General features: G+C 65.8%; 22 protein-coding genes. 14 read left to right on the top strand and 8 right to left on the bottom strand.

Features of this window, described 5'->3' with window-relative positions:
- Positions 1 to 417, top strand: a 417-nt coding sequence (locus ACFPTO_RS00330; RefSeq protein WP_377708604.1) for a 4Fe-4S dicluster domain-containing protein, incomplete at its 5' end; no start/stop codon positions are given.
- Between the two features lie 118 nt (positions 418 to 535).
- Here the strand turns inward: ACFPTO_RS00330 and aroC are convergent.
- The 3 genes from aroC to ACFPTO_RS00315 all read right to left on the bottom strand — a co-directional run bounded on the left by aroC (position 536) and on the right by ACFPTO_RS00315 (position 4,338).
- The gene (aroC, locus tag ACFPTO_RS00325) at positions 536 to 1,636 is read right to left on the bottom strand and encodes a chorismate synthase (RefSeq protein ID WP_377708602.1); all 1,101 of its coding nucleotides are present in this window, start codon (positions 1,634 to 1,636) and stop codon (positions 536 to 538) included.
- A 95-nt stretch (positions 1,637 to 1,731) separates the two neighbouring features.
- Entirely contained in the window at positions 1,732 to 3,714 is a 1,983-nt protein-coding gene (locus tag ACFPTO_RS00320; RefSeq protein WP_377708600.1) for an MFS transporter, read from the bottom strand.
- 168 nt (positions 3,715 to 3,882) lie between these two features.
- The gene (locus tag ACFPTO_RS00315; RefSeq protein ID WP_377708598.1) at positions 3,883 to 4,338 is read right to left on the bottom strand and encodes a CBS domain-containing protein; all 456 of its coding nucleotides are present in this window, start codon (positions 4,336 to 4,338) and stop codon (positions 3,883 to 3,885) included.
- Between the two features lie 304 nt (positions 4,339 to 4,642).
- Between ACFPTO_RS00315 and ACFPTO_RS00310 the strand changes: the two genes are divergently transcribed.
- The 3 genes from ACFPTO_RS00310 to ACFPTO_RS00300 all read left to right on the top strand — a co-directional run bounded on the left by ACFPTO_RS00310 (position 4,643) and on the right by ACFPTO_RS00300 (position 7,312).
- The gene (locus tag ACFPTO_RS00310; protein ID WP_377708597.1) at positions 4,643 to 5,995 is read left to right on the top strand and encodes an O-acetylhomoserine aminocarboxypropyltransferase; all 1,353 of its coding nucleotides are present in this window, start codon (positions 4,643 to 4,645) and stop codon (positions 5,993 to 5,995) included.
- A complete protein-coding gene (locus ACFPTO_RS00305; RefSeq protein ID WP_377708595.1) occupies positions 5,992 to 6,810 on the top strand; it encodes an alpha/beta fold hydrolase in 819 nt (272 codons plus the stop codon). The genes ACFPTO_RS00310 and ACFPTO_RS00305 overlap by 4 nt, the downstream gene beginning before the upstream one ends.
- 181 nt (positions 6,811 to 6,991) lie before the next feature.
- Positions 6,992 to 7,312: an Mpo1-like protein gene (locus tag ACFPTO_RS00300; protein ID WP_377708593.1), complete on the top strand. Its 321-nt coding sequence runs from the start codon at positions 6,992 to 6,994 to the stop codon at positions 7,310 to 7,312.
- Between the two features lie 119 nt (positions 7,313 to 7,431).
- Here ACFPTO_RS00300 and ACFPTO_RS00295 read toward each other — a convergent pair whose 3' ends face one another.
- Positions 7,432 to 8,760, bottom strand: a complete 1,329-nt coding sequence (locus ACFPTO_RS00295; protein ID WP_377708591.1) for a YihY family inner membrane protein — start codon at positions 8,758 to 8,760, stop codon at positions 7,432 to 7,434.
- Positions 8,761 to 8,849: 89 nt separating this feature from the next.
- Between ACFPTO_RS00295 and wrbA the strand changes: the two genes are divergently transcribed.
- The 4 genes from wrbA (at position 8,850) to ACFPTO_RS00275 (ending at position 12,346) form a co-directional block, all read left to right on the top strand.
- Positions 8,850 to 9,446: an NAD(P)H:quinone oxidoreductase gene (gene wrbA / locus ACFPTO_RS00290; protein ID WP_377708589.1), complete on the top strand. Its 597-nt coding sequence runs from the start codon at positions 8,850 to 8,852 to the stop codon at positions 9,444 to 9,446.
- Positions 9,447 to 9,532: 86 nt separating this feature from the next.
- Positions 9,533 to 9,898 (top strand): DUF2069 domain-containing protein, encoded by a 366-nt coding sequence (locus ACFPTO_RS00285; protein ID WP_377708609.1) that lies wholly within the window; start codon positions 9,533 to 9,535, stop codon positions 9,896 to 9,898.
- 178 nt (positions 9,899 to 10,076) lie between these two features.
- A complete protein-coding gene (locus tag ACFPTO_RS00280; protein WP_377708588.1) occupies positions 10,077 to 11,513 on the top strand; it encodes an FAD-binding oxidoreductase in 1,437 nt (478 codons plus the stop codon).
- A 26-nt stretch (positions 11,514 to 11,539) separates the two neighbouring features.
- A complete protein-coding gene (locus ACFPTO_RS00275; protein WP_377708586.1) occupies positions 11,540 to 12,346 on the top strand; it encodes a metallophosphoesterase in 807 nt (268 codons plus the stop codon).
- 24 nt (positions 12,347 to 12,370) lie between these two features.
- On the opposite strand, the gene ACFPTO_RS00270 is transcribed toward ACFPTO_RS00275, so the two are convergent.
- Together ACFPTO_RS00270 and ACFPTO_RS00265 are read right to left on the bottom strand one after the other, a co-directional pair.
- Positions 12,371 to 12,520, bottom strand: a complete 150-nt coding sequence (locus ACFPTO_RS00270) for a hypothetical protein (RefSeq protein ID WP_377708584.1) — start codon at positions 12,518 to 12,520, stop codon at positions 12,371 to 12,373.
- A gap of 205 nt (positions 12,521 to 12,725) precedes the next feature.
- The gene (locus ACFPTO_RS00265) at positions 12,726 to 13,667 is read right to left on the bottom strand and encodes a LysR family transcriptional regulator (RefSeq protein WP_377708583.1); all 942 of its coding nucleotides are present in this window, start codon (positions 13,665 to 13,667) and stop codon (positions 12,726 to 12,728) included.
- A 156-nt stretch (positions 13,668 to 13,823) separates the two neighbouring features.
- On the opposite strand from ACFPTO_RS00265, the gene ACFPTO_RS00260 reads away from it, so the two are divergent.
- The 6 genes from ACFPTO_RS00260 (at position 13,824) to ACFPTO_RS00235 (ending at position 22,126) form a co-directional block, all read left to right on the top strand.
- Entirely contained in the window at positions 13,824 to 15,410 is a 1,587-nt protein-coding gene (locus tag ACFPTO_RS00260; RefSeq protein WP_377708581.1) for an efflux transporter outer membrane subunit, read from the top strand.
- Between the two features lie 10 nt (positions 15,411 to 15,420).
- On the top strand, positions 15,421 to 17,619 hold the full coding sequence (locus tag ACFPTO_RS00255) for an FUSC family protein (protein WP_377708579.1): 2,199 nt from the start codon (positions 15,421 to 15,423) through the stop codon (positions 17,617 to 17,619).
- Positions 17,609 to 17,809, top strand: a complete 201-nt coding sequence (locus ACFPTO_RS00250) for a DUF1656 domain-containing protein (RefSeq protein WP_293040053.1) — start codon at positions 17,609 to 17,611, stop codon at positions 17,807 to 17,809. The genes ACFPTO_RS00255 and ACFPTO_RS00250 overlap by 11 nt, the downstream gene beginning before the upstream one ends.
- 11 nt (positions 17,810 to 17,820) lie before the next feature.
- Positions 17,821 to 18,684 carry an efflux RND transporter periplasmic adaptor subunit gene (locus ACFPTO_RS00245; protein WP_377708576.1) on the top strand — a complete coding sequence of 288 codons (864 nt, stop codon included), beginning with the start codon at positions 17,821 to 17,823 and terminating at the stop codon, positions 18,682 to 18,684.
- Between the two features lie 53 nt (positions 18,685 to 18,737).
- Positions 18,738 to 19,814, top strand: a complete 1,077-nt coding sequence (rquA, locus tag ACFPTO_RS00240) for a rhodoquinone biosynthesis methyltransferase RquA (RefSeq protein WP_377708574.1) — start codon at positions 18,738 to 18,740, stop codon at positions 19,812 to 19,814.
- A gap of 341 nt (positions 19,815 to 20,155) precedes the next feature.
- On the top strand, positions 20,156 to 22,126 hold the full coding sequence (locus ACFPTO_RS00235; RefSeq protein WP_377708607.1) for a propionate--CoA ligase: 1,971 nt from the start codon (positions 20,156 to 20,158) through the stop codon (positions 22,124 to 22,126).
- Between the two features lie 62 nt (positions 22,127 to 22,188).
- Here the strand turns inward: ACFPTO_RS00235 and ACFPTO_RS00230 are convergent, their stop codons facing one another.
- Together ACFPTO_RS00230 and ACFPTO_RS00225 are read right to left on the bottom strand one after the other, a co-directional pair.
- Positions 22,189 to 23,001 carry a 5'-methylthioadenosine/adenosylhomocysteine nucleosidase gene (locus tag ACFPTO_RS00230; protein ID WP_377708573.1) on the bottom strand — a complete coding sequence of 271 codons (813 nt, stop codon included), beginning with the start codon at positions 22,999 to 23,001 and terminating at the stop codon, positions 22,189 to 22,191.
- A gap of 45 nt (positions 23,002 to 23,046) precedes the next feature.
- Positions 23,047 to 25,428 carry a UvrD-helicase domain-containing protein gene (locus tag ACFPTO_RS00225; RefSeq protein WP_377708571.1) on the bottom strand — a complete coding sequence of 794 codons (2,382 nt, stop codon included), beginning with the start codon at positions 25,426 to 25,428 and terminating at the stop codon, positions 23,047 to 23,049.
- Between the last annotated feature and the right edge of the window lie 148 nt (positions 25,429 to 25,576).

Below are 25,576 nucleotides of genomic sequence, written 5' to 3'. Positions count from 1 at the left end.
GGCGGCAAGGTGCCCTGGACGCTGCATCACCAGCATCGCGACAACGAGATGCTGAAGCCCGCGTCGCAGTGCAAGCCGATCGAGTATCCGAAGCCCGATGGCAAGCTCACGTTCGACCGTCTGTCCTCGGTGTTCATCTCCAATACGAACCACGAGGAAAACCAGCCCGCGCACCTGACACTGAAGGATGCGAGCGTGCCGGTGAACGTGAACCTGCGCACCTATGCGGGCCCGGAGGCGCGCTTCTGCCCGGCTGCGGTGTACGAGTTTGTGAAGAACGACGACGGCAGCGACCGTCTGCAGATCAATGCGCAGAACTGCGTGCACTGCAAGACCTGCGACATCAAGGACCCGACGCAGAACATCGTGTGGGTCACGCCGGAAGGCGGCGGCGGCCCGAACTATCCGAACATGTAAGTCGGGAAGCCCCCAAAAGAAATGCCGCTTCAAGAAGCGGCATTTTTTTCGGCCAACGCGCGAGGCGTGCGTTACCTCCACCCCACCTTACGCCGCTCAGGCGTCTCTCACGCGCCGGTCAGTCATCGCTCGCCGCGATTTTCGGCGTCGTCACGACGACATCGCCGCACTGCGCACGATGGCGCAGCGCATGGTCGATCAGCACGAGTGCGAGCATCGCCTCGGCAATCGGCGTCGCACGAATGCCCACGCACGGATCGTGGCGGCCGAACGTCTCGACCGTTGCGGCCACACCAGCCTTGTCGATCGAACGGCGCGGCGTGCGAATGCTCGACGTCGGCTTGATCGCGATCGAAACGGTGACGTCCTGCCCGGTCGAAATCCCGCCGAGCACGCCGCCCGCGTGATTGCCGTGAAAGCCATTGGGCGTGAGTTCGTCGCCGTGAACCGAGCCGCGTTGCGCGACGCTCGCGAAGCCCGCACCGATCTCCACGCCCTTCACCGCGTTGATGCCCATCATCGCGTGCGCGATATCGGCGTCGAGGCGGTCGAAGAGCGGCTCGCCCCACCCGACCGGAACACCCGACGCCACCACGTTGATGCGCGCGCCGATCGAGTCGCCGTCGTGGCGCAATGCGTCCATATAAGCCTCGAGTTGCGGCACGATTTCGGCGTTCGGCACGAAGAACGGATTCTCGGGCACATGCTTCCAGTCGACGAACGGCACGTCGATTTCCCCGAGCGCCGCCATATAGCCGCGCACTTCGACGCCAAAGCGCTCGCGCAGCCACTTCTTCGCGACCGCGCCCGCCGCCACGGTCGGTGCGGTCAAACGCGCCGACGAACGGCCGCCGCCGCGATAGTCGCGGATGCCGTATTTCTGCCAGTAGGTGTAGTCGGCGTGGCCGGGGCGGAAGGTCTCGGCGATATTGCCGTAGTCCTTGCTGCGCTGGTCCGTGTTGCGGATCAGGAGCGCGATGGGCGTGCCCGTCGTCGTGCCCTCGAACACGCCCGAGAGAATCTCGACCTTGTCCTCTTCCTGGCGCTGCGTCACGTGACGCGACGTGCCCGGGCGGCGGCGGTCCAGGTCGTGCTGGATATCGGCTTCGGTCAGCGCCATCCCTGGCGGGCAGCCGTCGATAACGCAGCCGATGGCAGGACCATGGGATTCGCCAAAGGTGGTGACGGTGAAAAGCGTACCGAGCGTATTGCCAGACATGGCAGTCGTCCAATGTGAAGCGGGGAATCCAACATTATGCCATCCGCGTGACGCACCGCCCGGGGTGCGTCACGCGGATGGCGGCATCCTGCGCCCTACCGCCGCGCGCCGCGCAAATCGGCGACGCTCTCCTGCAACCGTTCGAGCGTCGCTTCATCGGGCGCGATCGGCTCGCCCACGGCCAGTGTGAGCCGGCTCGTCAGCCCGCGGCGCCGCGGGCGCGGCAGCACTGGTCCCGACTGACGCGAAAACACGCTGCCCCACAGGCCGCGCAGCGCCATCGGCACGACGGGCACCGGCGAGCGCCTCAGAATCTCCATCACGCCGTGGCGAAACGGGTTGATGTCGCCCGTCTTCGTGAGCTTGCCTTCGGGAAAGATGCACACGAGTTCGCCATCGGCCAGCGCTTCGGCGCACGCGTCGTACGCACGCGCGAGCCGCGCGGCGTCCTCGTGCGCGGGCGCCATCGGAATCGCCTTCGCATGCCGGAACACCCAGCCGAAAAACGGATGCCGGAAGATCTGGTAATCCATGACGAAGCGGATCGGGCGCGGGCTCTCGGCCATGATGACGATCGCGTCGACGTAGCTCACGTGGTTGCAGATCAGCACGGCCGGGCCCTCGACGGGAATGCGCTCGACATTCACGAGCCGCACGCGATAGAACGTATGCAACAGCACCCACGCGATAAAACGCAGCAGGAACTCGGGCACCGGCGTGTAGATGTACGCCGCGACGACGATGTTGAGCAGCGCGGTCGTGAGAAAAATGCCCGGGATGCTGACGCCCGCCCGCGTGAGCGCCATCGCCATCATTGCGGACGCAATCATGAAGAGCGAATTGAGAATGTTGTTCGCGGCGATGATGCGCGCGCGATGGCTCGGCTCGCTGCGGCTCTGGATCAGCGCATAGAGCGGCACGCTGTAAAAGCCGCCGAACATCGCGAGCAGGAACAGATCGGCGAGCACGCGCCAGTGCGCGGCGACGCCGAGAAATTCGCCGACCGACAGCAGATGGGGCGCGGCGGGCAACGCATGGCTCGCGAAGAAGAGATCGATGCCGAACACGCTCATGCCAATCGAGCCGAGCGGTACGAGCCCGAGCTCGATGCGCCGCCGCGAGAGCCGCTCGCACAAAAGCGAACCGGTGCCGATGCCGAACGAAAACATGGCGAGCAGCACGGTCACGACATCGGCGTCGGCCATCAGGACGTCTTTTGCGAAATTGAAAAACGACGCGAGGAACGTCGCACCGACGAACCACAGCCACGAAATGCCGAGCAGGCTCAGGAACACCGTGCGGTTGCCGTGCGCGAGCCGCAGGTTGCGCCAGGTTTCGGAGACCGGATTCCAGTTGATGCGCAGCCCCGGCTGCGGCGGCGGGCAAGGCGGTACGAAGGCCGACACGGTACGCCCGACCAGCGCGAGCACCAGGCACACGGCACCGAGCCACACGGCGCCGGTGCTGGTGCCTGCAATGCCTGCAGCGCCCACAACGCCCGCATCGGACGCACCTGTCGCCGCCGCAACGCCACCGACAATCGTCCCGAGCAGGATCGCGACAAAAGTGCCCGATTCGACGAGCCCGTTGCCGCCGACGAGTTCATCCGTGGCGAGTTTCTGCGGCAGATACGCGTATTTGACCGGCCCGAACACGGTCGAATGGACGCCCATCAGGAACGTGCACGCATAGAGCAGCGGCGCGTTGTGCAGCCAGAAACCGGCGGCGCCGACCAGCATCACGGCGATCTCGAAGGTCTTGACCCAGCGCGTGAGCATCGCCTTGTCGAACTTGTCGGCGACCTGGCCCGAGGTCGCGGAAAACAGCACGAACGGCGCGATGAAGATTGCCGAAATAAGGAACGCGACGGTCTTCGGATCGATGCCGGAAAAGCGCGCCGCCTGATACGTGACGAGCGACGTGAAGCCGATCTTGAACACGTTGTCGTTCATCGCGCCAAGGAACTGCGTCCAGAAGAAAGGCGCAAAACGCCGCTCGCGCAGCAGGCGGTACTGCGACGCGTGAGCCGCGTGTTCGCGCGCGGCGTCTTGCGCGGCGGGGATCGGACGATCGTTCATCGAATGGAGTGAAGCTGCGCAAAGTACCGCTGGCAGAGCGCTGGCGCACCGCTGGTACGGTGCCGGTACGTCGCTGGTGCGTATTATTAGGCAGACGTGAAAAAGCGCGCCTGATGCGCGCTTTTTCATACCTGACGCAATCGAAACGTCAACCGCAAACGGCGCGCCTCAGCGCGCCGGTTGACGCTCTTCTTCGGGCCAGTCGCGGATATACGCCTTCAGCAGACGGTTCTCGAAGCCCTGCGCTTCCACCACGGCCTTCGCGACGTCGTAGAACGAAATCACGCCCATCAGCGCGCCCTTCTCCATCACCGGCAGATAGCGCACGTGATGCTCGAGCATCATGCGGCGCACTTCGTTGATATCGGTTTCGGGCGTGCAGGTGATGGGGTGATCGTCCATGACCTTGCGGATCGTCGAGGTGCCGACGCTGCCGCCGGTCGTGCGCAGCGTGAGGATGACCTCGCGGAACGTCAGCATGCCGACGAGATCGCCGTACTCCATCACGACCAGCGAGCCGATGTCGTGCTCGGCCATGGTGCTGACTGCGTCCTTCAACAGGGTGTCGGGCGTGACGGTGTAGAGCACATTGCCCTTGACCTCGAGGATGTCGCTCACGCGCATGATCTGGCTCCTGGAAATCCCGCGAAATGGGGGAGAGATGCTGGAAAGATACCTACCTGTTTTCGATCCTAGCGGAAAGGCCGCCAAAAGGAAAGCGAACCTGCGGGCGGCCGCCGGGCCGTGCCGCGCGCTTTTGCCCACATCGTTCCAACCTCGCGCAGCCCGGCATCCGCGGTGGAAAAAACGCGTCCGGAACCACGTTCGCCACCCGCTCGTTGTGCCTGGGCTTCCGCACGGCCCCGGCGATGTTACGATTCCGTCACCCAATCTCGAATGCCGGTCGAGCGCCGGCTGCGCCGCCACGATGCCCGACACCCATTTCGATACGCTAGCGCTGCATGCCGGCGCGGCCCCCGACCCCGCCACCGGCGCCCGCGCGACGCCGATCTACCAGACCACGTCTTTCAGCTTCCGCGATACCGATCACGCCGCCGCGCTCTTCAACATGGAGCGCGCCGGGCACGTCTACTCGCGCATTTCGAACCCGACCGTCGCCGTGTTCGAGGAGCGCGTCGCCGCGCTCGAGGGCGGCGCGGGCGCGATCGGCACCGCGAGCGGCCAGGCCGCGCTGCACCTGGCAATCGCGACGCTGATGGGCGCGGGCGCGCACATCGTCGCATCGGCGGCGCTCTACGGCGGCTCGCACAACCTGCTTGAATATACGCTTCGGCGCTTCGGTATCGAGACGACATTCGTCAAACCAGGCGATCTCGACGCCTGGCGCGCCGCGCTGCGGCCGAACACGCGCCTGCTCTTTGGCGAAACGCTCGGCAATCCGGGCCTCGAAGTGCTCGACATCGCGGCCGTCGCGCAGATCGCCCACGATCACCGCGTGCCGCTGCTCGTCGATTCCACGTTCACGACGCCGTATCTGCTGCGCCCCTTCGATCACGGCGCGGATTTCGTCTACCACTCGGCCACGAAATTCCTCGGCGGCCACGGCACGACGATCGGCGGCGTGCTCGTGGACGGCGGCACGTTCGACTTCGACGCGTCCGGCCGCTTTCCCGAGTTCACCGAGCCGTACGCAGGCTTTCACGGCATGGTCTTCACCGAGGAGAGCACCGTCGCGCCCTTCCTGTTGCGCGCGCGCCGCGAGGGCCTGCGCGATTTCGGCGCATGCCTGCATCCGCAGGCGGCGTGGCAACTGCTTCAGGGCATCGAGACGCTGCCGCTGCGCATGGAGCGGCACGTCGCCAACACGCGGCGCGTCGTCGAGTTTCTCGCCGCGAACGAGGCCGTCGAATCGGTCGCCTATCCCGAGCTGCCGGGCCATCCCGATCACGCACTCGCGCAACGGCTGCTGCCGCGCGGCGCGGGCGCCGTGTTCAGCTTCAACCTGTGCGGCGGGCGCGACGCGGGCAAGCACTTCATCGAAGCGCTCACGCTCTTCTCGCATCTCGCGAATGTCGGCGACGTGCGCTCGCTCGTGATCCATCCCGCCTCGACGACGCACTTCCGCATGGACGCAGCGGCCCTCGCCGCCGCTGGCATCACGGAAGGCACGATCCGCCTGTCGATCGGCCTGGAGGACCCGGACGACCTCATCGACGACCTCAAGCGCGCGCTCAAGGCGTCGCAGAAGGCGACGGAGAAAGCAGCGCAGAAAGCGGCGCCCGGCGCGAGTGCGAAGCAGGCCGGCAAGGAGGCGTCATGATCGTCGACGTGCAAGGCAAACCGGCCTATGCCTACACGGGCGGCCGCCCGTTCGATCCGGCGCTGCCCGCCGCCGTGTTCGTCCATGGCGCGGAGCACGATCACAGCGTCTGGGGGCTGCAATCGCGCTACTTCGCGCATCACGGTTTCAGCGTGCTGGCCGTCGATCTGCCCGGCCACGTGCGCAGCGCGGGCCCCGCGCTCACGAGCATCGGCGCGCTCGCCGATTGGCTCGCCGCACTGCTCGACGCGCTCGGCGTCAAGGAGGCGTTCGTCGCCGGACACAGCATGGGCTCGCTGATCGCGCTCGAATTCGCCGCACGCCATCCGGCGCGCGCACGCCGCGTGGCCTTGCTCGCAAGCGCCTTCCCGATGACGGTTTCGCCGATGCTGCTCGACGCCGCCCGCGAACGCGAGCCCGAAGCCATCGCACTCGTGAATCAGTGGTCGCATTCGACGCTCGCGGCAAAACCGTCGAACCCGGGCCCCGGTTTCTGGCTGCGCGGCGTGAATCAGCGGCTCATGGAGCGCGTCTCGGCGCGCAGCGAGCCGCAGCTATTCCATACCGATTTCGCGGCCTGCAACGACTACATGGACGGCCTCACGAGCGCGGCGAAGGTGCGCTGCCCGGTGCGGCTTGTCGTGGGACGGCGCGATCCGATGACGCCGCCGCGCGCGGCGCGCGCGATTGCCGACGCGCTCGCGCAGGCGGGCGGGCCCGTCGATACGGTAACGCTCGACGCGGGCCACGCGCTGATGACGGAGCAGCCCGACGCAACGCTCGACGCGCTGTACGCGTTCGCCGCGCAGCGATAAGCCGAAATGTCGGGAAAGGCGGCGGGAAGAGCGGCGGGAAAGCCAGCGCAACCAGGCCGCCCGGCCAGGTTGCGCCGCCTGGCCGATCGCCGGAGAATGGGCGTATCCACGGTCCCCTGTGCGGTGTGCGACGGACTTGCCAGGCACACGCGAAGCACGCCGCCGCGCGAAGGAGGAAGCGATGCAACACGCCACTCACACCGAGCACTTCGCGAATTTCGCGGAGTTCTATCCGTACTACCTGAGCGAGCACCAGCACATCATGTCGCGCCGCCTGCATTTCATCGGCTCGCTGGGCGTGATCGGCTGCGTCGCCATGGCGATTGCCACCGGCAACTGGCTCTGGCTGCCGCTGGCCGTCGTTTGCGGCTATGGGTTCGCATGGGTGGGCCACTACGCATTCGAGAAAAACCGCCCAGCCACCTTCCGTCACCCCATCTACAGCCTGATGGGCGACTGGGTCATGTTCTCGGATATCTGCCGCGGGAATATCTCGCTGTAGTACGCCACGCGCACTGAGGGCGACGGGCACATCCCGCCGCCTTTAGTGCGTCTTTAGTGCGCCTCTTGTGTACCTCTTGTGCGCCCTCACGTCACCATCACCGCACCCTTTCCGTACCTTCAAGCAGCCTGATGCGGCAACGGCGGGGGCGACTGCCCGCTTGCCCCGGCCATATCGTTCATTTCGTCCGCGGGGGTGCGCCGCGCCGCCAGCAGCGTGGCGAGCGAAACGGCGAGCTTGTCGTTATCGAGTGCGTTGAGCAGCGTATTGGCGTCGATGCCGCTCGACTTCAGATTGAGCCGATACGCGAGTTCCCGGCGATCGATCACAAAGCGGCCGAACAGGTCGGCCACCGGAATGCGCGCCGGATTCGCAATCAGCAGGAAATGCGGCTTCGCACCGTCGTTCTCCAGGCGCCCGATGAGTTCGTCCTGCTCCATGTCGTCGATAAGCCGCGTCACGGTCGCGAGATCGCGCCTGAGCATCAGCGCAAGCTGCTCCGCCGTGCGGCCAGGCTGCCCCGCGTCGCGCGCGCCGGCCAGCAGCGTGAGCAGTTCGAGCGCGTCGAGCAAATCGCTGCCCGGAAAGCGCGGCCTGCCGTAGCGCCCCGTGCGGATTTCCGGCAGCGCCGACGTGATCATGGCGCCCGCGAGCGTAATGAACCAGCTCAGATACACCCACAGCAGGAACATCGGCGCGAAGGCAAACGCGCCGTAGACCGCCGTGTAAGTCGGAATGCGCCGCACGTAAAGGCCGAAGCCGCGCTTCGCGCATTCGAACGCGATGGCCGCCGCGATGCCGCCCACCACGGCGTCGCGCCACTGCACATAGCAGTTCGGCAGATAGACGTAGAGCATCGTGAACGCAAGCGCCTCGAGCGGCAGCGCGATGCCCGCCAGCGCCCAGTCGAACAGCCCGGAGACATGCTGCTCGGACGCGATGGCGAGCGAGCGCGTGAACAGATACGACGAGATCGAAAGGCTCGCGCCGAACAGGATCGGACCGAGCGTGATGACCGCCCAGTAGACGAGCACGCGCTGCGCGAACGGGCGCGCCTTGCGCACGCGCCAGATCAGGTTGAAGGCGGATTCGACCGTCATCATCGTCATCACCGACGTGACGAACAGCACGATCATGCCCATCGTCGTGAGGCCCTTGGCCTTCGACTCGAACTGGTTGAGGTACTTGAAGATCTGGCTGTTGATCTGCGCGGGCATCAGGTGATCGGCGAGAAAGCCCTGCAGCGAATTGTGGAACGAGCCGAAGATCGGAAACGCCGTGAGCAGCGCGAATGCGACGGTCGCGAGCGGCACGAGCGCGAGCATCGTCGTGAACGTGAGGCTGCCCGCAACCTGCGCAATACGGTCTTCACGGCTGCGCCGCGCGGCGAATCGCGCGAGCCGCTTCGCGCTATCCAGATCGATGCGAGCTCTCGATAACACGTTCATCTGCCTGCCTTCCAGGAAACCGCCGAAAACGAAGCGCCGCGTGTGCGGCAAACCCAGCCCTTATAATATCCGGTTCACCGACGAGGCCTATGAAACCGATCCTTGTGCTTTACTACAGCCGGCATGGTGCGACCCTGGAACTCGCGCGCGCGATTGCCCAGGGCATCGACAGCGTCCCCGGCGCCGAGGCCCGCCTGCGAACCGTGCCGCCCGTCTCCACAGTGTGCGAGGCCACCCGGCCGGACATTCCCGACGACGGCCCGCCCTATGCCGAGCCGCGCGACCTCGAAGAATGCGCGGCGCTCGCACTCGGCTCGCCGACACGCTTCGGCAACATGGCCGCACCGCTCAAATATTTCCTCGACGGCACCGCGCCGCAGTGGCTCTCCGGGGCGCTCTCGGGCAAACCGGCGTGCGTGTTCACGTCGACGGCAAGTCTCCACGGCGGCCAGGAAACCACGCTGCTTTCGATGATGCTGCCACTGCTGCATCACGGCATGCTGCTCCTCGGCATTCCCTATACCGAAAGCCTGCTCAACACGACTCAAAGCGGCGGCACGCCGTACGGCGCATCGCATCACGCGCGCGTGGGCACCCACGGCCTTTCGACGGACGAAAAAACGCTCGCGATCGCGCTCGGCGCACGGCTCGCGCGGGCGGCGACGGCACTGAGCGAGCGGCCATGAACGGGCACAACAACGTGAACGACAGCGCGAACCGCAACACGAACAACCGCGCGAACAACAGCGCGAATGCGCCCGGCCAAAGCGCCATGAGCCGCATCGCCGCGCTCGGCGCCAGCGTCACGCTCGTTGCGCTCGTCATGCTTTGCCTCGCCTGGGAATGGCGGCTCGCGCCGCTGCGGCCGGGCGGCAGCGCGCTCGTGCTGAAGGTGCTTCCGCTCGCAATCGCACTGCCCGGCGTGCTGCGGCGCCGCGTGTATACGCTGCAGTGGGCGTCGATGCTCGTGCTGCTCTACTTCGCCGAGGGCATCGTGCGCGGCATGACCGATCCCGCGCCCGCCAACCTCATGGCCTGGATTGAGGTCGCGCTCACGCTCGGCTTCTTTGTCTGTGCGCTCGTCTACGTCGCGCCGTTCAAGCGGGCGGCCCGGCGCGGCAAGCGCGACGCGGCGTGAATTCACGCGATCGGGCCGGTTGCCGCGGCAGCGGCCAGGGCGGCACGCATAGCGCCCGATCCGGGCGCTCGCGCGCCGCACCGCGACGGCGCGCGGCTGGCGTGTCACACTGAAGCCTCTGCAGAATCAACCAGCGCCGCGATCAAACCTACATGCGCACGCGGACAGCCCGAACATCATGAGCCAGGCCAACCTCGATACTTCCTCTGCCTTCCTCGACGCGTGCGCCGCCGCCATCGGCGCCCAGCACGTCCTGACCGGCACCCACGACGCCGCGCCCTACCTCGCCGACTGGCGCCGCCGCTATCGGGGCGCCGCGCGCGCCGTGCTGTGCCCGGCCGATACCCGCGAAGTCGCCGCCCTCGTCAAGCTCGCGCACGCCCACCGCGTCGCACTCGTGCCGCAAGGCGGCAATACGGGCCTCGCGGGCGGCGCAACGCCCGACGCATCCGGCCAGCAGGCCGTACTGAGCCTGCGGCGCCTGAACCGCGTACGCGAGATCGATCCGCACAACAACACCATCACCGTCGAAGCCGGCGTGATCCTCGCCGAGGTCCAGGCGCGCGCGGACGAAGCCGGGCGTCTGTTCCCGCTTTCGCTCGCGGCCGAGGGCAGCTGCACGATCGGCGGCAACCTGTCGACGAACGCGGGCGGCACCGGCGTCCTGCGCTACGGCAACACGCGCGAGCTGTGCCTCGGGCTCGAAGTCGTCACGCCTGAAGGCGAAATCTGGGACGGCCTGCGCGGCCTGCGCAAAGACAACACGGGCTACGATCTGCGCGATCTGTACATCGGAGCCGAAGGCACGCTCGGTGTGATCACGGCCGCCGTGATGAAGCTGCATCCGCTGCCCGCTGCACGCGTCACGGCGCTTGCCGCGCTCGGCTCCGCCCACGCCGCGCTCGATTTCCTCGCGCTCGCGCAGCGCTACGCCGGGCCGCTTCTGACAGGCTTCGAACTGATGTCGGACTTCTGCCTGCAGCTCGTCGGGCGCCATTTCCCGCAGCTGCGCTATCCGTTCCAGTCGCGCCACGCGCAGGTCGTGCTGCTCGAACTCTCCGATAACGAGAGCGAGGCACATGCGCGCGCACTCTTCGAACGGCTCATGGAGGCCGCGCTGGAACACGGTGTCGTGGAAGACGCCGTGGTCGCCGAAAGCCTCGCGCAGTCACTTGCGTTCTGGAATCTGCGCGAGCATATTCCGCTCGCCCAGGCGCAGGAAGGCTTGAACGTGAAGCACGACATCGGCGTGCCGATCTCGCGCATCGGCCAGTTCATCGAGGAGACCGACGCCGACATCGCGCGGGTCGTGCCGGGCGCGCGCATGGTGACATTCGGCCATCTCGGCGACGGCAACCTGCACTACAACGTACAGGCGCCCGAAGGCGGCGATCCGAAGCGTTTTCTCGCCGACAACGAAAAGACCTTGAACCGCATCGTCTACGACAACGTGGCGCGCCATCGCGGCACGATCAGCGCCGAACACGGCCTCGGGCAACTGAAGCTCGACGAGGCCGCGCATTACAAGAGCGCAGTCGAACTGAAGCTCATGCGTGCGCTCAAAGCGGCGCTCGATCCATTGAATCTCATGAATCCGGGCAAAGTGGTGCGCTGAGCGCGCGCACAAGAGGAGACGAAACCGTGAAGATCCGCGTGCTGTCCGACCTGCATCTGGAACACGACGAGCCCGACACGATCCCGCACGCGCAGGCCGATCTCGTCGTGCTCGCGGGCGACATTCACAATCACGCGCTCGGTTTGCGCTGGGCGGCGGAAACGTTCGATCCGCAGGTGCCGGTGATCTATGTGCCGGGCAACCACGAGTATTACGACGGCGAATTCGGCGCGCTGGAGACGGCGATGCGCGACGCGGCCTCGACGCTCGACAACGTGCACTTCCTGAACAATGCGGTGCTCACGGATCCGGCGGGCCGCTGGCGCGTGCTCGGCACGACGCTGTGGGCGGATTTCGCGCTCTTCGGCGCCGACGATGCGACGCGCGCGAACGCCATCGCTGCCGCCGAACGCGTGATGCTCGACTTTCGCGGATTGATCCAGGTTTCGTGGCCGGCGAGCACGGGCGCGATGGCGCGCGATTTCACGCCGCAAGATTCGCTCGCGCTGCACGCGCACGCGCGCGCCTGGCTCGAAGCGGAACTGGCAAAGCCGTTCGCGGGCAAGACGATTGTCGTCACGCATCACGCGCCGCATCGGCAGAGCCTTGCGGCGCGCTACGTGGACGATCCGGTGTCTGCGGGTTTTGTCAGCGACCTCGACGCGCTCGTGCGCACGCCCGTCGCGCTATGGGTGCATGGCCACACGCACACGTGCTTCGATTACACGACCCATGGCACACGCGTCGTGTGCAATCCGCGCGGCTATCGCAGCCGCCGCACCGGGCTGCCGGAAAACCCCGCATTCGCGTGGGACAAGATCGTAGAAATCTGACTTTTGGAACGCTTGGCGCAAGCCTTACGACCGATCCTGCGAATCGCCGTCGCGCCGCGCGCGCAGCGTCACCGGTGCAAGCTGCGCGCGGCGCATGCGCAGCAAGTCGCGCGATGCGCCGATGCCGATCAGGCCCATCATCACGGCGATACCGATTAGCAGATGCGTATTCATGGAAATCCTCGGGCGATGGCGATTGAAATGGTGGCGAAAAAACCTTTCCGCCACCTTAGCAAAGCACCGTGCGCCCGGGAGTAAGGAAGTGTTGCGATCGGCTGCACCTGTAACAGCCTGTCACAACGCGCGGCCCGGAAAGGCCGCATAAACGCGCTCACGCAGGCGCTCATGCAGGCGCTTACCTACGTGCTCCGGTAAGCATTCAGGTACGCGCGAACTTGCGTAGTTCAGCCTGATCGTTCGCGAGCGTCGCGGGCAGTTTCTCGCGCAGCAGTTCCACCCACGTGCGGATCTTCGCGTCGAGATACTGTCGCGACGGATACATCGCATACACGTTCATCTCCTGCGACTTGTATTCGGGCAGGATCCACACGAGTTCGCCGCTGCGCAGCCCGCTGATGGCCGAATAGATCGGCAGCAGGCCGATGCCCATGCCTTCGCGCACCGCCACCGCCATCGCCTCGGCGACATTGACCTGGAACACGGGCGTGGGGAGGTTGATGGTCTGTTCGCCGTCGGGGCCGCTGAACTGCCATTGCGACAGGGGAAACACCGGCGTCACGACCGGAAGGCAGGTGTGCTGGGCGAGATCGGTGGGCCGTTGCGGCACGCCGTGGCGCTCGAGATACGCGGGCGACGCGCACGCAATGCTGAACGCGCTCGCGATGCGTTGGGACACGAAACCCGAATCCGGCAGATCGGCCGCCGCCAGCACGAGCGCAACGTCGTAGCCCTCGTCGAGCAGATCGGGCATGCGCTGCGCGAGCGTGAGTTCGACGTTCACATCAGGATAAAGCTGCTGATACGCGCCCACCGCCGGCACGACGTAGTGCTGGCCGAAGCTCGTCATCGCGTGGATCTTCAGTTTGCCCGAGGGCCGCGCGTGCGCGTCGCCCGCTTCCGCTTCCGCCTGGTCGACGTACGCGAGGATCTGCTCGCAGCGCTGCAGATAGCGCTCTCCGGCCTCGGTCAGCGCGATGCGGCGCGTCGTGCGGTTCAACAGGCGCGTGCGTAGATGCGCCTCCAGATCCGACACCGCGCGCGAAGCGTAGGCCGTTGTCGTATTGAGGTATTGCGCGGCACCGGTGAAGCTCCCCGCCTCGACCACCCGTACAAAAACGCGCATGTTCTGCAGCGTATCCATTTCCACCCTTTTTCTAACGGAAGGATTGTTACATAAATTGAAAAATCAATTGTATAAGATTGCGTAAGGATACCTTGCATCCTTACGGCTTATTCGGCAATAGATCAAAAAATATAATGACGAGCACTGTTCTATAGTCAGGATGAGGAGTAAATTGTGCAGCCCCCGGTATCGAAAGGACTCGTCGCACTCACGGTTCTTACGTTCTCTTCAATAATCGCGGGTTGCGCCAGTACCGGGGATATCGCACCGCAATCGAAGCGGGTCGATGCGGTGCAACTCGATGCCGGATCGGCGATCCGGGCGGCCAATGCCGATGCGCAGTGGCCCGCCAGCGACTGGTGGCGCAGCTATCGCGATCCGCAGCTCGACGCCTGGATCGACGCAGCCATCGCGGGCAATCCGTCGCTCAGCGCCGCGCAGGCGCGCGTGCGCGAAGCGCGCTCGATGGCGAGCGTCGCCGCTGCGGGGCTGCTGCCGCAGATCAACGGCAACATGTCGGTCCAGCGTCAGCAATGGGCCGACAACGTCTACTACGGCCCCGGCCCGCTCGCGGGCGCGAATACCTGGAACAACACGGCGGCGCTCGGCCTCTCGTATCACCTCGACCTGTGGGGCCAGGACAGGAACAGCTCGGAGCGCGCGCTCGATCTCGCGCATGCGAGCGCCGCCGATGCGCGCGCCGCCCAGCTAGAACTCGAAGCCAACGTCACGCGCGCGTACATCGACCTTTCGTTGAACTACGCGCTGCTCGACATCGCGAAGCAAACGCTCGGCGAACAGCAGAAAATTCTCACGCTCGCGCAAAAGCGCCTGGCGGGCGGCATCGGCACGCAGCTCGAAGTGAGCCAGTCGCAAACGCCGCTGCCCGAGTACGAACGCCAGGTGGATGCGGTCGAAGAAGCCATCGCGCTCGGCAAGAACCAGCTTGCCGCACTCGCGGGCAAGGGACCCGGCGCGGGCGAGTCGATCACGCGGCCCGCCCTTTCGCTCGCAACGCCTGCGGGCCTGCCCTCGACGCTGCCCGCCGAGCTGATCGGCCATCGCCCGGATATCGTCGCGGCGCGCTGGACCGTGGCCGCGCAGGCGCGCGGCATCGACGTCGCCAAGGCGGCGTTCTATCCGAACGTAAACCTGCTCGTCTCGATGGGCGGCTATGCTGCCGCAGGCCCGCTGTTCCAGTTTCTGAAGTCGATGAGCGGCAGTTGGGCAGGCGGCCCCGCGCTCTCGCTGCCGATCTTCGACGGCGGACGGCTGCGCGCGCAGCTCGGCGCGCAATCGGCAGCTTACGACATCGCCGTCGACCAGTACAACCAGACCATCGTCACCGCGCTCAAGGAAATCGCCGACGAGGTCGTGCGCATGCGCTCGCTCGCGACCCAGGAAGACGACGCGCATCGCTCGGTCGACGCCGCGCAGCGCAATTTCGATCTCGCCACGGAAAGCTATCGCCGCGGTCTCACCGACTATCTGAACGTGCTGATCGCGCAGACCCAATTGTTGCGCGCGCAAGAAAGCGTCGCGCGCGTTGCGGCCGAACGCCTTGTTGCGCACGCAACGCTGGTGGCGGCGCTCGGCGGTGGCGCAATCGATCCGGCGAGCGGACCGGCCGACGCCGATCAATTGCCCGCGCACGGCAAGTCGACGCGCACGGTGCCGCTCGCGCCCGCCGCGCTGCTTGCGCCCGCGAATCGCGCAGATCGCGCAGATAACACGGATCGCGCGATTCAGCGCGACGAGTAAGGCAGCGCCCATGCAAGCGTCCTCCTCCGCCTCATCCGGCTCCGGGCGGCTGATCGCAGCCCTCGCCGACTGGGCGCGCACCGATGGCCTCGTCTGGATCTATCTCTTCAAGGCGATCGCCGCAGCGCTGCTCGCGCTCGGCATCGCCATGAAGCTCGATCTGCCGCAGCCGCGCACCGCCATGACCACCGTGTTCATCGTAATGCAGCCGCAAAGCGGCATGGTGTTCGCAAAGAGCTTTTACCGGATCGGCGGAACGCTGATCGGCCTCGTCGTGATGCTCGCGCTGATCGGCCTGTTCGCCCAGCAGCCCGAGCTGTTCATCCTCTCGACGGCGCTCTGGGTCGGCATCTGCACCGCCGGTGCCGCGCGCAACCGCCACTTCCGCTCATACGGCTTCGTGCTCGCGGGCTACACCGCCGCGCTCATCGGCATTCCGGCCTCGCAGCATCCCGACGGCGCGTTTATGTCCGCGCTCACGCGCGTCGCCGAGATCTCGCTCGGCATCGTGTGCTCGGGCATCGTCAGCGCAGTCGTGTTTCCGCAATACACCGGCAATCAGTTGCGCTCGACCGTGCGCCAGCGCTTCTCGGCGTTCGTCGACCATGTGTCGGCGGCACTCTCGGGACGCACCGAACGCGCGCAGATCGAAGCGGCCAACGCGCGCTTCGTGGCTGACGTCGTCGGTTTCGAGGCCGCCCGCACCAGCGCCATCTTCGAGTCGCCGGATTCGCGCATGAAAAGCGGCCGGTTAGCGCGCCTGAACAGCGAATTCATGACGGCTTCCACGCGCTTTCACGCACTGCATCAGTTGATGAACCGGCTGCGCGGCGAAGCAGCTTCGGCAAGCGTCGAAGCGCTCGAACCGTACTTCCGCGAAATCGCGTCGCTCTTCGCGAAGTGCGGCGAACCGGTGCTCACCGCCGCCGATGCCGCTCACGTCTCGCAGCAGCTCGAAGCCTGGCGCGCAACGCTGCCGAAGCGCGTGCGCGCCACGCGTGCCGAACTCGAAGCGCACGGCGCGGCAAACCTGCTCGACTTCGATACGGCGACCGAACTGCTCTATCGCTTCATTCACGAGATGACCGAGTACACGGCGACCTACGCGTCGCTTGCCGTCGATACGCACGTGCGCGAGAACTGGCTCGCGCGCTACGTGCCGAAGACGAACTGGATCGCGGCGGGCGTCGCGGGCCTGCGCGCGGCAGTCGCGATGTCGCTGCTCGGCGCATTCTGGATCGCCACGGCCTGGCCGAGCGGCCCGAACCTGGTGCTCAATGCGGCAGCGATCTGCGCGCTCGCGTCGTCGTCGCCGTTCCCGTCGCGCACCGCGCGCCAGATGGCCGTGGGCGCGGCGCTCGCATCGCTCGTCGGCATGGTCCTCACATTCGGCGTGTTTCCGCACATCGACGGCTTTGCGCTGCTTGCCGCCGTGCTCGCACCCGCGCTCGCGTTCGGCGTGTTCCTCACGACGCGCCCGAAATACGCGGGCTACGGCGTGGGCTACTGCATCTTCCTGTGTTTCCTCGCGGGACCGGACAACGTGATCCAGTACAACCCGGGCCGCTATATCAACGACGCCATCGCGCTTGTCGCGTCGATGGCGGTGTCGGCTGCCGCATTCGCCGTGTTCCTGCCGCCCTCCACGCCGTGGCTGCGCAACCGTCTTCTCGCCGACCTGCGCGGACAGGTCGCGCATGCGTGCCGCACGCGCCTCTTCGGCCTGCGCAACCGCTTCGAGAGCGGCGCACGCGATCTGATGTTCCAGATCCAGGCGCTCGTCGGCGCCGACGACACCCTGAAACGCGACACGTTGCGCTGGCTCTTTTCGGTGCTCGAAGTGGGCAACGCCGTGATCGACCTGCGCCACGAACTCGCCACGCTGCCCGCGCATCCGCGCTATGCGGCGGGCACTGCGTGGCGCGCAGCGATCCGCGCGATGCTCGGCGCGTTGAGCGCGCTGTTCGCGCGCCCGGGAACGCATCGCCATGCGCAGGCGCTGGCCGCCACCGACGCAGCCAGCGCCGCGGGCCAGGCCGTGCTCGACAGCTTCGAGCCGCCGCGCGAAGAACGCCATCAGTTGCAGCGCATCCTGAGCCATCTGCATTTCATCCGCACCGCGCTCATCGATCCGCAATCGCCGCTTCCGCACCATGCGGCACCGGCGGGGCACGCCGGTTCATCGCAAGGAGTCAACCATGCCGCGTGACGTGGCTTTTCTCGACGCCTACATTCCGGCGATCGTCCTCTTGTTCATCCTCGGCTCGGCGATCACCTGGGTGCTCGATTCCATGCTGGCGCGCGCCGGTCTCTACCGGATCGTCTGGCACCCCTCCCTCTTTCGCGTGAGCCTGCTGGTCGTCGTGTGCTGCGCGCTCGGCCTCGCCGTCTATCGTTGAACCGTTCAATCATGACTATCCGAAACATCATGGGCTTTATCGCGACCGCGATCATCTTCGCCGTCGCACTGCTGGTCGGGCGCGTGCTGTGGGTCCACTACATGGACGAGCCGTGGACCCGCGATGGCCGCGTGCGCGCCGAAGTGGTCAACATCGCCCCCGACGTCTCGGGCGCCGTGGTCGAACTGCCCGTCGCCGACAACCAGTTCGTCCACAAGGGCGACCTGCTGATGCAGATCGACCCGTCGCACTACGCGATCGCCGTGGAGCAGGCGCAGGCGGCTGTCGCCGCGCGCAAGTCGGAACTGACGATGCGCGAGGACGATGCGAAGCGCCGCGCCGATATGGACAACCTCGTCGTCTCGAAGGAAAACCGCGAAAACGCGTCGCACACCGCGAACGCCGCGCAGGCGCAGTACGAGGAAGCGCTCGCCGCGCTCGACGCCGCGAAGCTCAATCTTCAGCGTACGCGCGTGATTTCGCCGGTCGACGGTTACGTGACGAACCTTCAGGTGTTCAAGGGCGACTATGCGATTGCCGGCCAGGCGAAGCTTGCGGTGGTGGACAGCCACTCGTTCTGGGTCTACGGCTACTTCGAGGAAACCAAGCTGCCGCACGTGAAGGTGGGCAACAAGGCCGAGATCAAGCTGATGAGCGGCGGCACGCTGGAAGGCCACGTCGAAAGCATCTCGCGCGGCATCTACGACCGCGACAATCCTCAGAGCCGCGAATTGCTCGCCGATGTGAACCCGACGTTCAACTGGGTACGCCTCGCGCAACGCGTGCCGGTGCGCGTGCATATCGACAAGGTGCCCGACGACATGGTCCTCGCGGCGGGCACGACCTGTACGGTGGTGGTGAAGCCCGGGACTTGAGCGATGTGAGTCATATGCGTCGATTTCCCGAACCGCAACATTGATCACAGGATTTGATTCAGGTCTATTCACATCGCATCAGCCGCCCTCGATTGATGCAGATCATTGGTACGCGGGCCTGTGTGGAACAGACTGGAAGTGACCGGACGGGCGATTATGCGACGGTCCAATTGCATAAACTTCCCGGAGCAAACAGCTCGCGCAGGGCCGTCACACCTGCCGGTAGTGGTTCTTCAGCTTTACAGAGTCGCCAGACACGATCGCATCCGCGATCGCATGCGCTTAGTAATGCTTTTCGATATCACGCCATGATTGAAAACCTGGACAATGCTCCTGCTCTCATTGAAGCCAGCGTCGCGAAACATCCAGCCACCGATCATGGAGGCCTGGTTTTAGACAGCGACGATCTCCGCCCGGACAGCATTCCGACGACCAGCGACGGCATTTCCGATTACGGCATACCGATCCCTGAATATCTCCGTCGCGTGTATTCGTACTTTTACATCAAGCCGTGGGCGATTCGATTATTCGAGCGGCCATGGCTGGTGAATCTGATCCTCTGGGGCTGGTACCGGAATCTGGGTAACGCTGCGCTCGAAGCGCTGGGCGTCAAACTCCGCGGCGCAACCATCCAGATCGGCTGCGCTTACGGCGACCTGACGCAACGCCTCGCCGCACAACTTTCAGCGGCGGGCGGCCGGCTCGACGTGGTCGACATCGTCGAAGGCCAGTTGCGCAACATGAAGGCCAAACTGGATCCGAAGGCTCCGGTGCGCGGCCTGTGCATGAATTCCGCCGATCTCAAGATCCCGGACGCCACGTACGACCGTGGCCTGCTGTTCATGCTGCTCCACGAGATGCCGCAGGACGTGCGTGCCGCCACGCTCAACGAAGCGCTACGCGTCATCAAACCGGGCGGAAAGCTGGTGATTGTCGATTTCGCGCCTTGCTCGCGCTGGCATCCGCTCAAATATCTCTGGCAAGTGCCATTGAGCGTGCTCGAACCGTTCGCACCCGATATCTGGACGCAACCGATCGAGCACTGGCTGCCCGAATCGCATCGCGACAAGATCGTCGCCAAAACCTTCTACTTCGGGCGGTTCTATCAACGTATCGTGATCGAAGTCTGAACGCGTCGAATCCCCGTTTGATTCTGGAGGCGCCCGGTCATGCCGCACCGTCCCGACCGGACGTTCCGGATTCGAAAAAACCTTCACCCTCTTCAACGTTGATGCAGATCAAAACAGGGCACAGTCCGGGATCGCGCCTGTTTCAAGGCTGGCATCGAAACATCGGTACAAGGCTGCATCGGCGGCACTGCACCGCCATGCCCGCACGCACCGCAGCATAAGGGTCGCGCGCCGCCCGCCGCTGCGCCGCGCGTGCGTCGGCGCAGCGAAACACACGTCGAAGATCGGGCGCAACACCGCCAAAACCGTGCAGTGCATCATGGAGAACCCGCGTTGCCCGCCTGAGCCGCACTGCTCTATTCTGCGAAAAAACCCACAAAACCAGCCAGGACGACCGCCCCCGAAGGAGTGTTTTCATGCGCAGCTACCGCGACTTTCACCGCGAATCGATTGCCGACCCCGAGAACTTCTGGCGGCGCGAAGCCTCGCGCATCCATTGGGAGACGCCATTCGACGCCGTGCTCGACCGCTCGAACCCGCCCTTCGCGCGCTGGTTCTGCGGTGGCCGCACGAATCTCTGCTTCAACGCGGTGGATCGCCATCTCGCCGAGCGCGCGCAGCAAAATGCACTCGTCTATGTTTCGACCGAAACCGGCATCGAGCGCCGCTACACCTACGCCGAACTCCACGCCGAAGTGAACCGCATGGCCGCCGTGATGCGCTCGCTCGGCGTGAAGCGCGGCGAGCGCGTGCTGATCTATCTGCCGATGATCCCCGAGGCGGTGTTCGCCGTGCTTGCGTGCGCGCGGCTCGGCGCGATCCATTCGGTCGTGTTCGGCGGGTTCGCCGCGCCCTCGCTCGCGGCGCGCATCGACGATGCGAAGCCCGTGCTGATCGTCAGCGCCGACGCGGGCGCGCGCGGCGGCAAGGTGATCGACTACACGCCGCTCGTCGACGAAGCGATGTCACGCGCCCAGCACGCGCCATCGCGCGTACTGCTGATCGACCGGCAACTCGCGCCCGGGCGTCTGAAGGCGAGCTATATCGTCGACTACGAGCCGCTGCGCGAGCAGTACCACGACGTGCAGGTCCCGTGCGAATGGCTCGAATCAAACGAGCCGTCGTACATCCTTTACACCTCGGGCACGACCGGCAAGCCCAAGGGCGTGCAGCGCGACGTCGGCGGCTATGCCGTGGCGCTGGCGTCGTCGATGGAATACATCTTCGAAGGCCGTGCGGGCGACACGATGTTCACCGCATCGGATATCGGCTGGGTGGTCGGGCACAGCTACATCATCTATGCGCCGCTCCTCGCGGGCATGACGACCGTGATGTACGAAGGCACGCCGATCCGCCCCGATGGCGGCATCTGGTGGCGTCTCGTCGAGCAGCATCGCGTGAACCTCATGTTCACCGCGCCGACTGCAATCCGCGTGCTCAAGAAGCAGGACCCGGCGCTGTTGCGCGCCGCCGATCTGTCGAGCCTGCGCACGCTGTTCCTCGCGGGCGAGCCGCTCGACGAGCCGACCGCCGAGTGGATCTCGGAAGCGCTCGACAAGCCCGTGGTCGACAACTACTGGCAGACCGAAACCGGCTGGCCGATGCTCGCGATCCAGCGCGGCGTCGAAGTGCTGCCGCAAAAGCTCGGCTCGCCGGGCGTGCCCGTCTACGGCTACAACCTCACGCTGCGCAACGAGCACACGGGCGAGCCGTGCGCGACCGGCGAAAAGGGTGTGATCACGCTGGGCTATCCGCTGCCGCCGGGCTGCATGCAGACGGTCTGGGGCGACGACGCGCGTTTCGTGAAGACGTACTGGGAGAGCGTGCCTGGCGAGCAGGTCTATTCGACGTTCGACTGGGGCGTGCAGGACGACAAAGGCTACGTGACGATCCTCGGCCGCACCGACGACGTCATCAACGTCGCCGGCCACCGGCTCGGCACGCGCGAGATCGAGGAAGCGATTTCCTCGCATGCGGCGGTCGCGGAAGTTGCCGTCGTGGGCGTGAACGATGCGTTGAAGGGCCAGGCGGCGCTTGCGTTCGTCGTGCTGCGCGATGCGGGCGCGAGCGCCGATCCGGCCGCGGCAAAGACGCTCGAAGTGGCGATTGCGTCGACTGTCGATCGTCATCTCGGCGCCATCGGGCGGCCCGCACGCGTGCATTTCGTCGGGTCGCTGCCGAAGACGCGTTCGGGCAAACTGCTGCGCCGCGCGATCGCCGCGCTCGCCGAGGGCCACGATCCGGGCGATCTGCCGACGATCGAAGACGCGTCGGCGCTGCAGCAGATCCGCGAGGCCGTGGCACGCGCGTAGCCGTTACGTTGCAGGTATGTGGCCAAAGCGCCGGTTCTCCGGCGCTTTGGCGATTCGGCGCCTCAGCGCGACGTCGATGCGTACGCAACGAGGAAGCGCTTGAGGATGCCCGTGGAATAGGTGCCCGCGATATCGGTGAGAAAACTCGCGAACGAGGTGCTCGCGTGTTCGTCGGCGGTGTCCGAAATCGTGCGTACCACGGCGCACGGCACGCCGTATTCGTGGCAGACCTGCGCAATGGCCGCACCTTCCATTTCGACCGCGAGCGCATCGGGCTGCGCCGCACGCAACGCAGCGACCGCCTGCGCGCTCGCGACGAATTGATCGCCGCTGATCACGAGCCCGCGATGCACGCGCGGCGTCGCCGTCCGGAAGTGCGTGGCAAGCGCCGTGCCCTCTTGCTCCACGAAACGCTCGCACGCATCGGCGAGCGCCTGCGAAAGCGCGCGGTCGGCATCGAAGCGCGCCCGCCCGAGCAGCGGAATCTCGAAGCGCGGAAAGAGCGGTTCGGCGTTCATGTCGTGCTGAAGCAGCGTGTCGCCGACCACGATGTCGCCGATATGCACCGACGCGCCGACACCGCCCGCGACCCCCGTAAACACGATGGCTTCGACGTCGAACTCATGGATCAGTGCGCTCGTCGTGGCCGCTGCCGCGACCTTGCCGATACGCGCGAGCGTCACGACGCAGGGCACGCCGTGCACGGTGCCGACGTGATAGTCGCGCTTGCCGTGCGTGCGCGTGACGACGCCCGATTCGGCCTGCATCGCCGCGATGAGGTCGCCCAGTTCTTCGGGCAGTGCGGCGAGCACGCCCAGCGGACGCACGGCCGCATCCTTCGTCGCGTTCGACGTTGCGTTCTTCGTTGAATTCATCGCTTTCTATTTTTCGTTGAGGTTCAGTCGGGCCGAAGCACCGGGTCATTCCACCGGCTGCAGCTTCGCCACTGCAAGCGCGAGCCACTTCTCGCCGTGGCGCTTGAAGCGGACCTGCGCCTTCGCGTCGGTGCCGCTGCCTTCGAGCGCCGTGATCGTACCTTCGCCGAACTTCGTGTGGAAGACCTGCTGGCCGACGCGAAAGCCCGTCTCGGCCGCACGTTGCTCGTTGGCGAACGACGGCAGCGGCGCCTTGTCCGGCACGTAGGCATCGCGCTCGCGGCTCCCGCCACCGCTGTTTCCACCACCGTTTCCACCCGAGCGCCCGAACCAGTCGCGGCCCCGGCCCGAGTTGTCTGACCGTCCGCCCCAGCGCGCGCCCGCCTCGACCTTCGGCGTGAGCCACTTGAGCGTCTCTTGCGGCAGTTCGTCGAAAAAGCGCGAGCGCACGTTATAGCGCGTCTGTCCGTGCAAGAGACGGCTTTGCGCGAACGACAGATACAGCCGCTCCTTCGCGCGCGTGATCGCAACGTACATCAGGCGGCGCTCTTCTTCGAGGCCATCGGCTTCCATCGCGCTGTTCTCGTGCGGGAACAGCCCTTCTTCGAGGCCGGTGATGAACACGGCCGTAAATTCGAGGCCCTTCGCCGCGTGCACGGTCATCAACTGCACTGCGTCCTGGCCTGCCTGCGCCTGGTTGTCGCCCGCTTCGAGCGATGCATGCGAGAGAAAGCCCGCGAGCGGCGTCATGACGTCGGGATTCTGGGCGGGATCGGTGATTGCGGGCGCATCGATCACTTCGATTTCGCCGTCGAGCGACACGATCTCCGGCGCCGACGAAGCACCCGGGCGCAACGGGATCGAGCGCGCGGGCGTATCGAGCCCGTAGCCTTCTTCGCTCACGAACGCCGTTGCCGCGTTGACAAGTTCCTGCAGGTTCTCCAGCCGGTCCTGGCCTTCGCGCTCGTTCTGATAGAAGTCGGCGAGACCGCTCATGCGCACCGTGTATTCAACGGTTTCGGGCAGGCTCAATTGCGCCGTCTCGGCGCGCATCTTCGCGACCAGGTTCGCGAACGACGCGAGGCTCGATCCGGCCTTGCCGGTGACGTAGGGAATCGCCGCCGCCATCGAGCAGTTATAGAGGCGCGCGGCATCCGCGAGCTGTTCGATGGAACGTGCGCCGATGCCGCGCGTCGGGAAGTTCACGACACGCGCAAACGCGGTGTCGTCGTTCGGATTGTCGATGAGGCGCAGATACGCGAGCGCGTGCTTCACTTCCTGACGCTCGAAAAAGCGCAGGCCGCCGTACACCTTGTACGGGATGCCCGCGTTCACGAGCGTGTGCTCGATCGTGCGCGACTGCGCGTTGCTGCGATAGAGCACCGCAACTTCGTGGCGCGCGAGCCCCTGATTCACGAGCGCGCGGATCTCCTCGACGATCCAGCCCGCTTCCTGCGAATCGGTCGCCGCCTCGTAGACGCGCACCGGCTCGCCGTGGCCCGCGTCGGTGCGCAGGTTCTTGCCGAGGCGGCGCGCGTTGTGCGCAATCAGATGATTCGCGGCATCGAGGATATGGCCGTGCGAGCGGTAGTTCTGCTCCAGCTTGATCATGTGCTTCACGCGGAATTCGTTCTCGAAGTCGCGCATGTTGCCCACGTTCGCACCGCGGAACGCGTAGATCGACTGGTCGTCGTCGCCCACCGCGAAGATGGCGTTGTTCGCGCCCGCCAGCAGTTTCAGCCACGCGTACTGGAGCTTGTTCGTGTCCTGGAACTCGTCCACGAGGATGTCGCGAAAGCGCGCCTGATAATGCGCGCGCAACGGCGGATTGTGCGCGAGCAGCTCGTAGCAGCGCAGCAGGAGTTCCGCGAAATCGACCACGCCTTCGCGCTGGCACTGCTGGTCGTAGGCTTCGTAGAGTTCGACGAACTTGCGGTTGAAGCTGTCGGTGACGTCCACGTCCTTCGGCCGCAGGCCCTGTTCCTTCGCGTTGTTGATGAAGTACTGGAGGTTCTTCGGCGGATATTTCTCGTCATCGACGTTCAAACCCTTCATCAGGCGCTTGATGGCCGAAAGCTGATCGGCCGTGTCGAGGATCTGGAATGTCTGCGGCAGGCCCGCGTCGCGGAAATGCGCGCGCAGCATGCGGTTGCACAGACCGTGGAAGGTGCCGATCCACATGCCGCGCGTGTCGATGGGCAAGAGCGCCTGGAGGCGTCCCATCATTTCGCGCGCGGCCTTGTTCGTGAAGGTCACGCCGAGGATCGTCGCGGGCGACGCGAGCCCCTGCTGGATCAGCCACGCGATGCGCGTGATCAGCACGCGCGTCTTGCCGCTGCCGGCCCCGGCCAGGATGAGCGCCGGTTCGTTCGGCAACGTGACGGCGGCAAGTTGTTCGGGGTTCAGATTCGCGAGCAGATCGGGCATGTGGTGCGCAGGCAGTGATGACGCGCGCGATAGGCGCGCCGAAAGATGGCAGAGCGCCATTATAAATCCCGCGTGTGGCGAGAGCGGCGGGCGGCGGGGCCGCGGCACCCGCCCCACGCGCCGCGCGCAAATCGGCGCTCGCGGCCGT

This window comes from Paraburkholderia denitrificans (assembly GCF_042655705.1).
Lineage (GTDB): Bacteria > Pseudomonadota > Gammaproteobacteria > Burkholderiales > Burkholderiaceae > Paraburkholderia > Paraburkholderia denitrificans.
The sequence above is the reverse complement of the archived record's forward strand: the minus strand, read 5'-3'. Positions and strand labels throughout refer to the sequence as shown.

Bases quoted from the DNA above. Each gene is read 5' to 3' on its own strand.
- ACFPTO_RS00255 (WP_377708579.1), top strand. From the start codon at position 15,421: ATGCAAGCGTCCTCCTCCGCCTCATCCGGCTCCGGGCGGCTGATCGCA.
- ACFPTO_RS00305 (WP_377708595.1), top strand. From the start codon at position 5,992: ATGATCGTCGACGTGCAAGGCAAACCGGCCTATGCCTACACGGGCGGC.
- ACFPTO_RS00295 (WP_377708591.1), bottom strand. From the start codon at position 8,760: ATGAACGTGTTATCGAGAGCTCGCATCGATCTGGATAGCGCGAAGCGG.
- ACFPTO_RS00225 (WP_377708571.1), bottom strand. From the start codon at position 25,428: ATGCCCGATCTGCTCGCGAATCTGAACCCCGAACAACTTGCCGCCGTC.
- ACFPTO_RS00245 (WP_377708576.1), top strand. From the start codon at position 17,821: ATGACTATCCGAAACATCATGGGCTTTATCGCGACCGCGATCATCTTC.
- ACFPTO_RS00320 (WP_377708600.1), bottom strand. From the start codon at position 3,714: ATGAACGATCGTCCGATCCCCGCCGCGCAAGACGCCGCGCGCGAACAC.
- ACFPTO_RS00270 (WP_377708584.1), bottom strand. From the start codon at position 12,520: ATGAATACGCATCTGCTAATCGGTATCGCCGTGATGATGGGCCTGATC.
- ACFPTO_RS00265 (WP_377708583.1), bottom strand. From the start codon at position 13,667: ATGGATACGCTGCAGAACATGCGCGTTTTTGTACGGGTGGTCGAGGCG.
- ACFPTO_RS00230 (WP_377708573.1), bottom strand. From the start codon at position 23,001: ATGAATTCAACGAAGAACGCAACGTCGAACGCGACGAAGGATGCGGCC.
- wrbA (WP_377708589.1), top strand. From the start codon at position 8,850: ATGAAACCGATCCTTGTGCTTTACTACAGCCGGCATGGTGCGACCCTG.
- ACFPTO_RS00280 (WP_377708588.1), top strand. From the start codon at position 10,077: ATGAGCCAGGCCAACCTCGATACTTCCTCTGCCTTCCTCGACGCGTGC.
- ACFPTO_RS00315 (WP_377708598.1), bottom strand. From the start codon at position 4,338: ATGCGCGTGAGCGACATCCTCGAGGTCAAGGGCAATGTGCTCTACACC.
- ACFPTO_RS00300 (WP_377708593.1), top strand. From the start codon at position 6,992: ATGCAACACGCCACTCACACCGAGCACTTCGCGAATTTCGCGGAGTTC.
- ACFPTO_RS00310 (WP_377708597.1), top strand. From the start codon at position 4,643: ATGCCCGACACCCATTTCGATACGCTAGCGCTGCATGCCGGCGCGGCC.
- ACFPTO_RS00285 (WP_377708609.1), top strand. From the start codon at position 9,533: ATGAGCCGCATCGCCGCGCTCGGCGCCAGCGTCACGCTCGTTGCGCTC.
- ACFPTO_RS00250 (WP_293040053.1), top strand. From the start codon at position 17,609: ATGCCGCGTGACGTGGCTTTTCTCGACGCCTACATTCCGGCGATCGTC.
- aroC (WP_377708602.1), bottom strand. From the start codon at position 1,636: ATGTCTGGCAATACGCTCGGTACGCTTTTCACCGTCACCACCTTTGGC.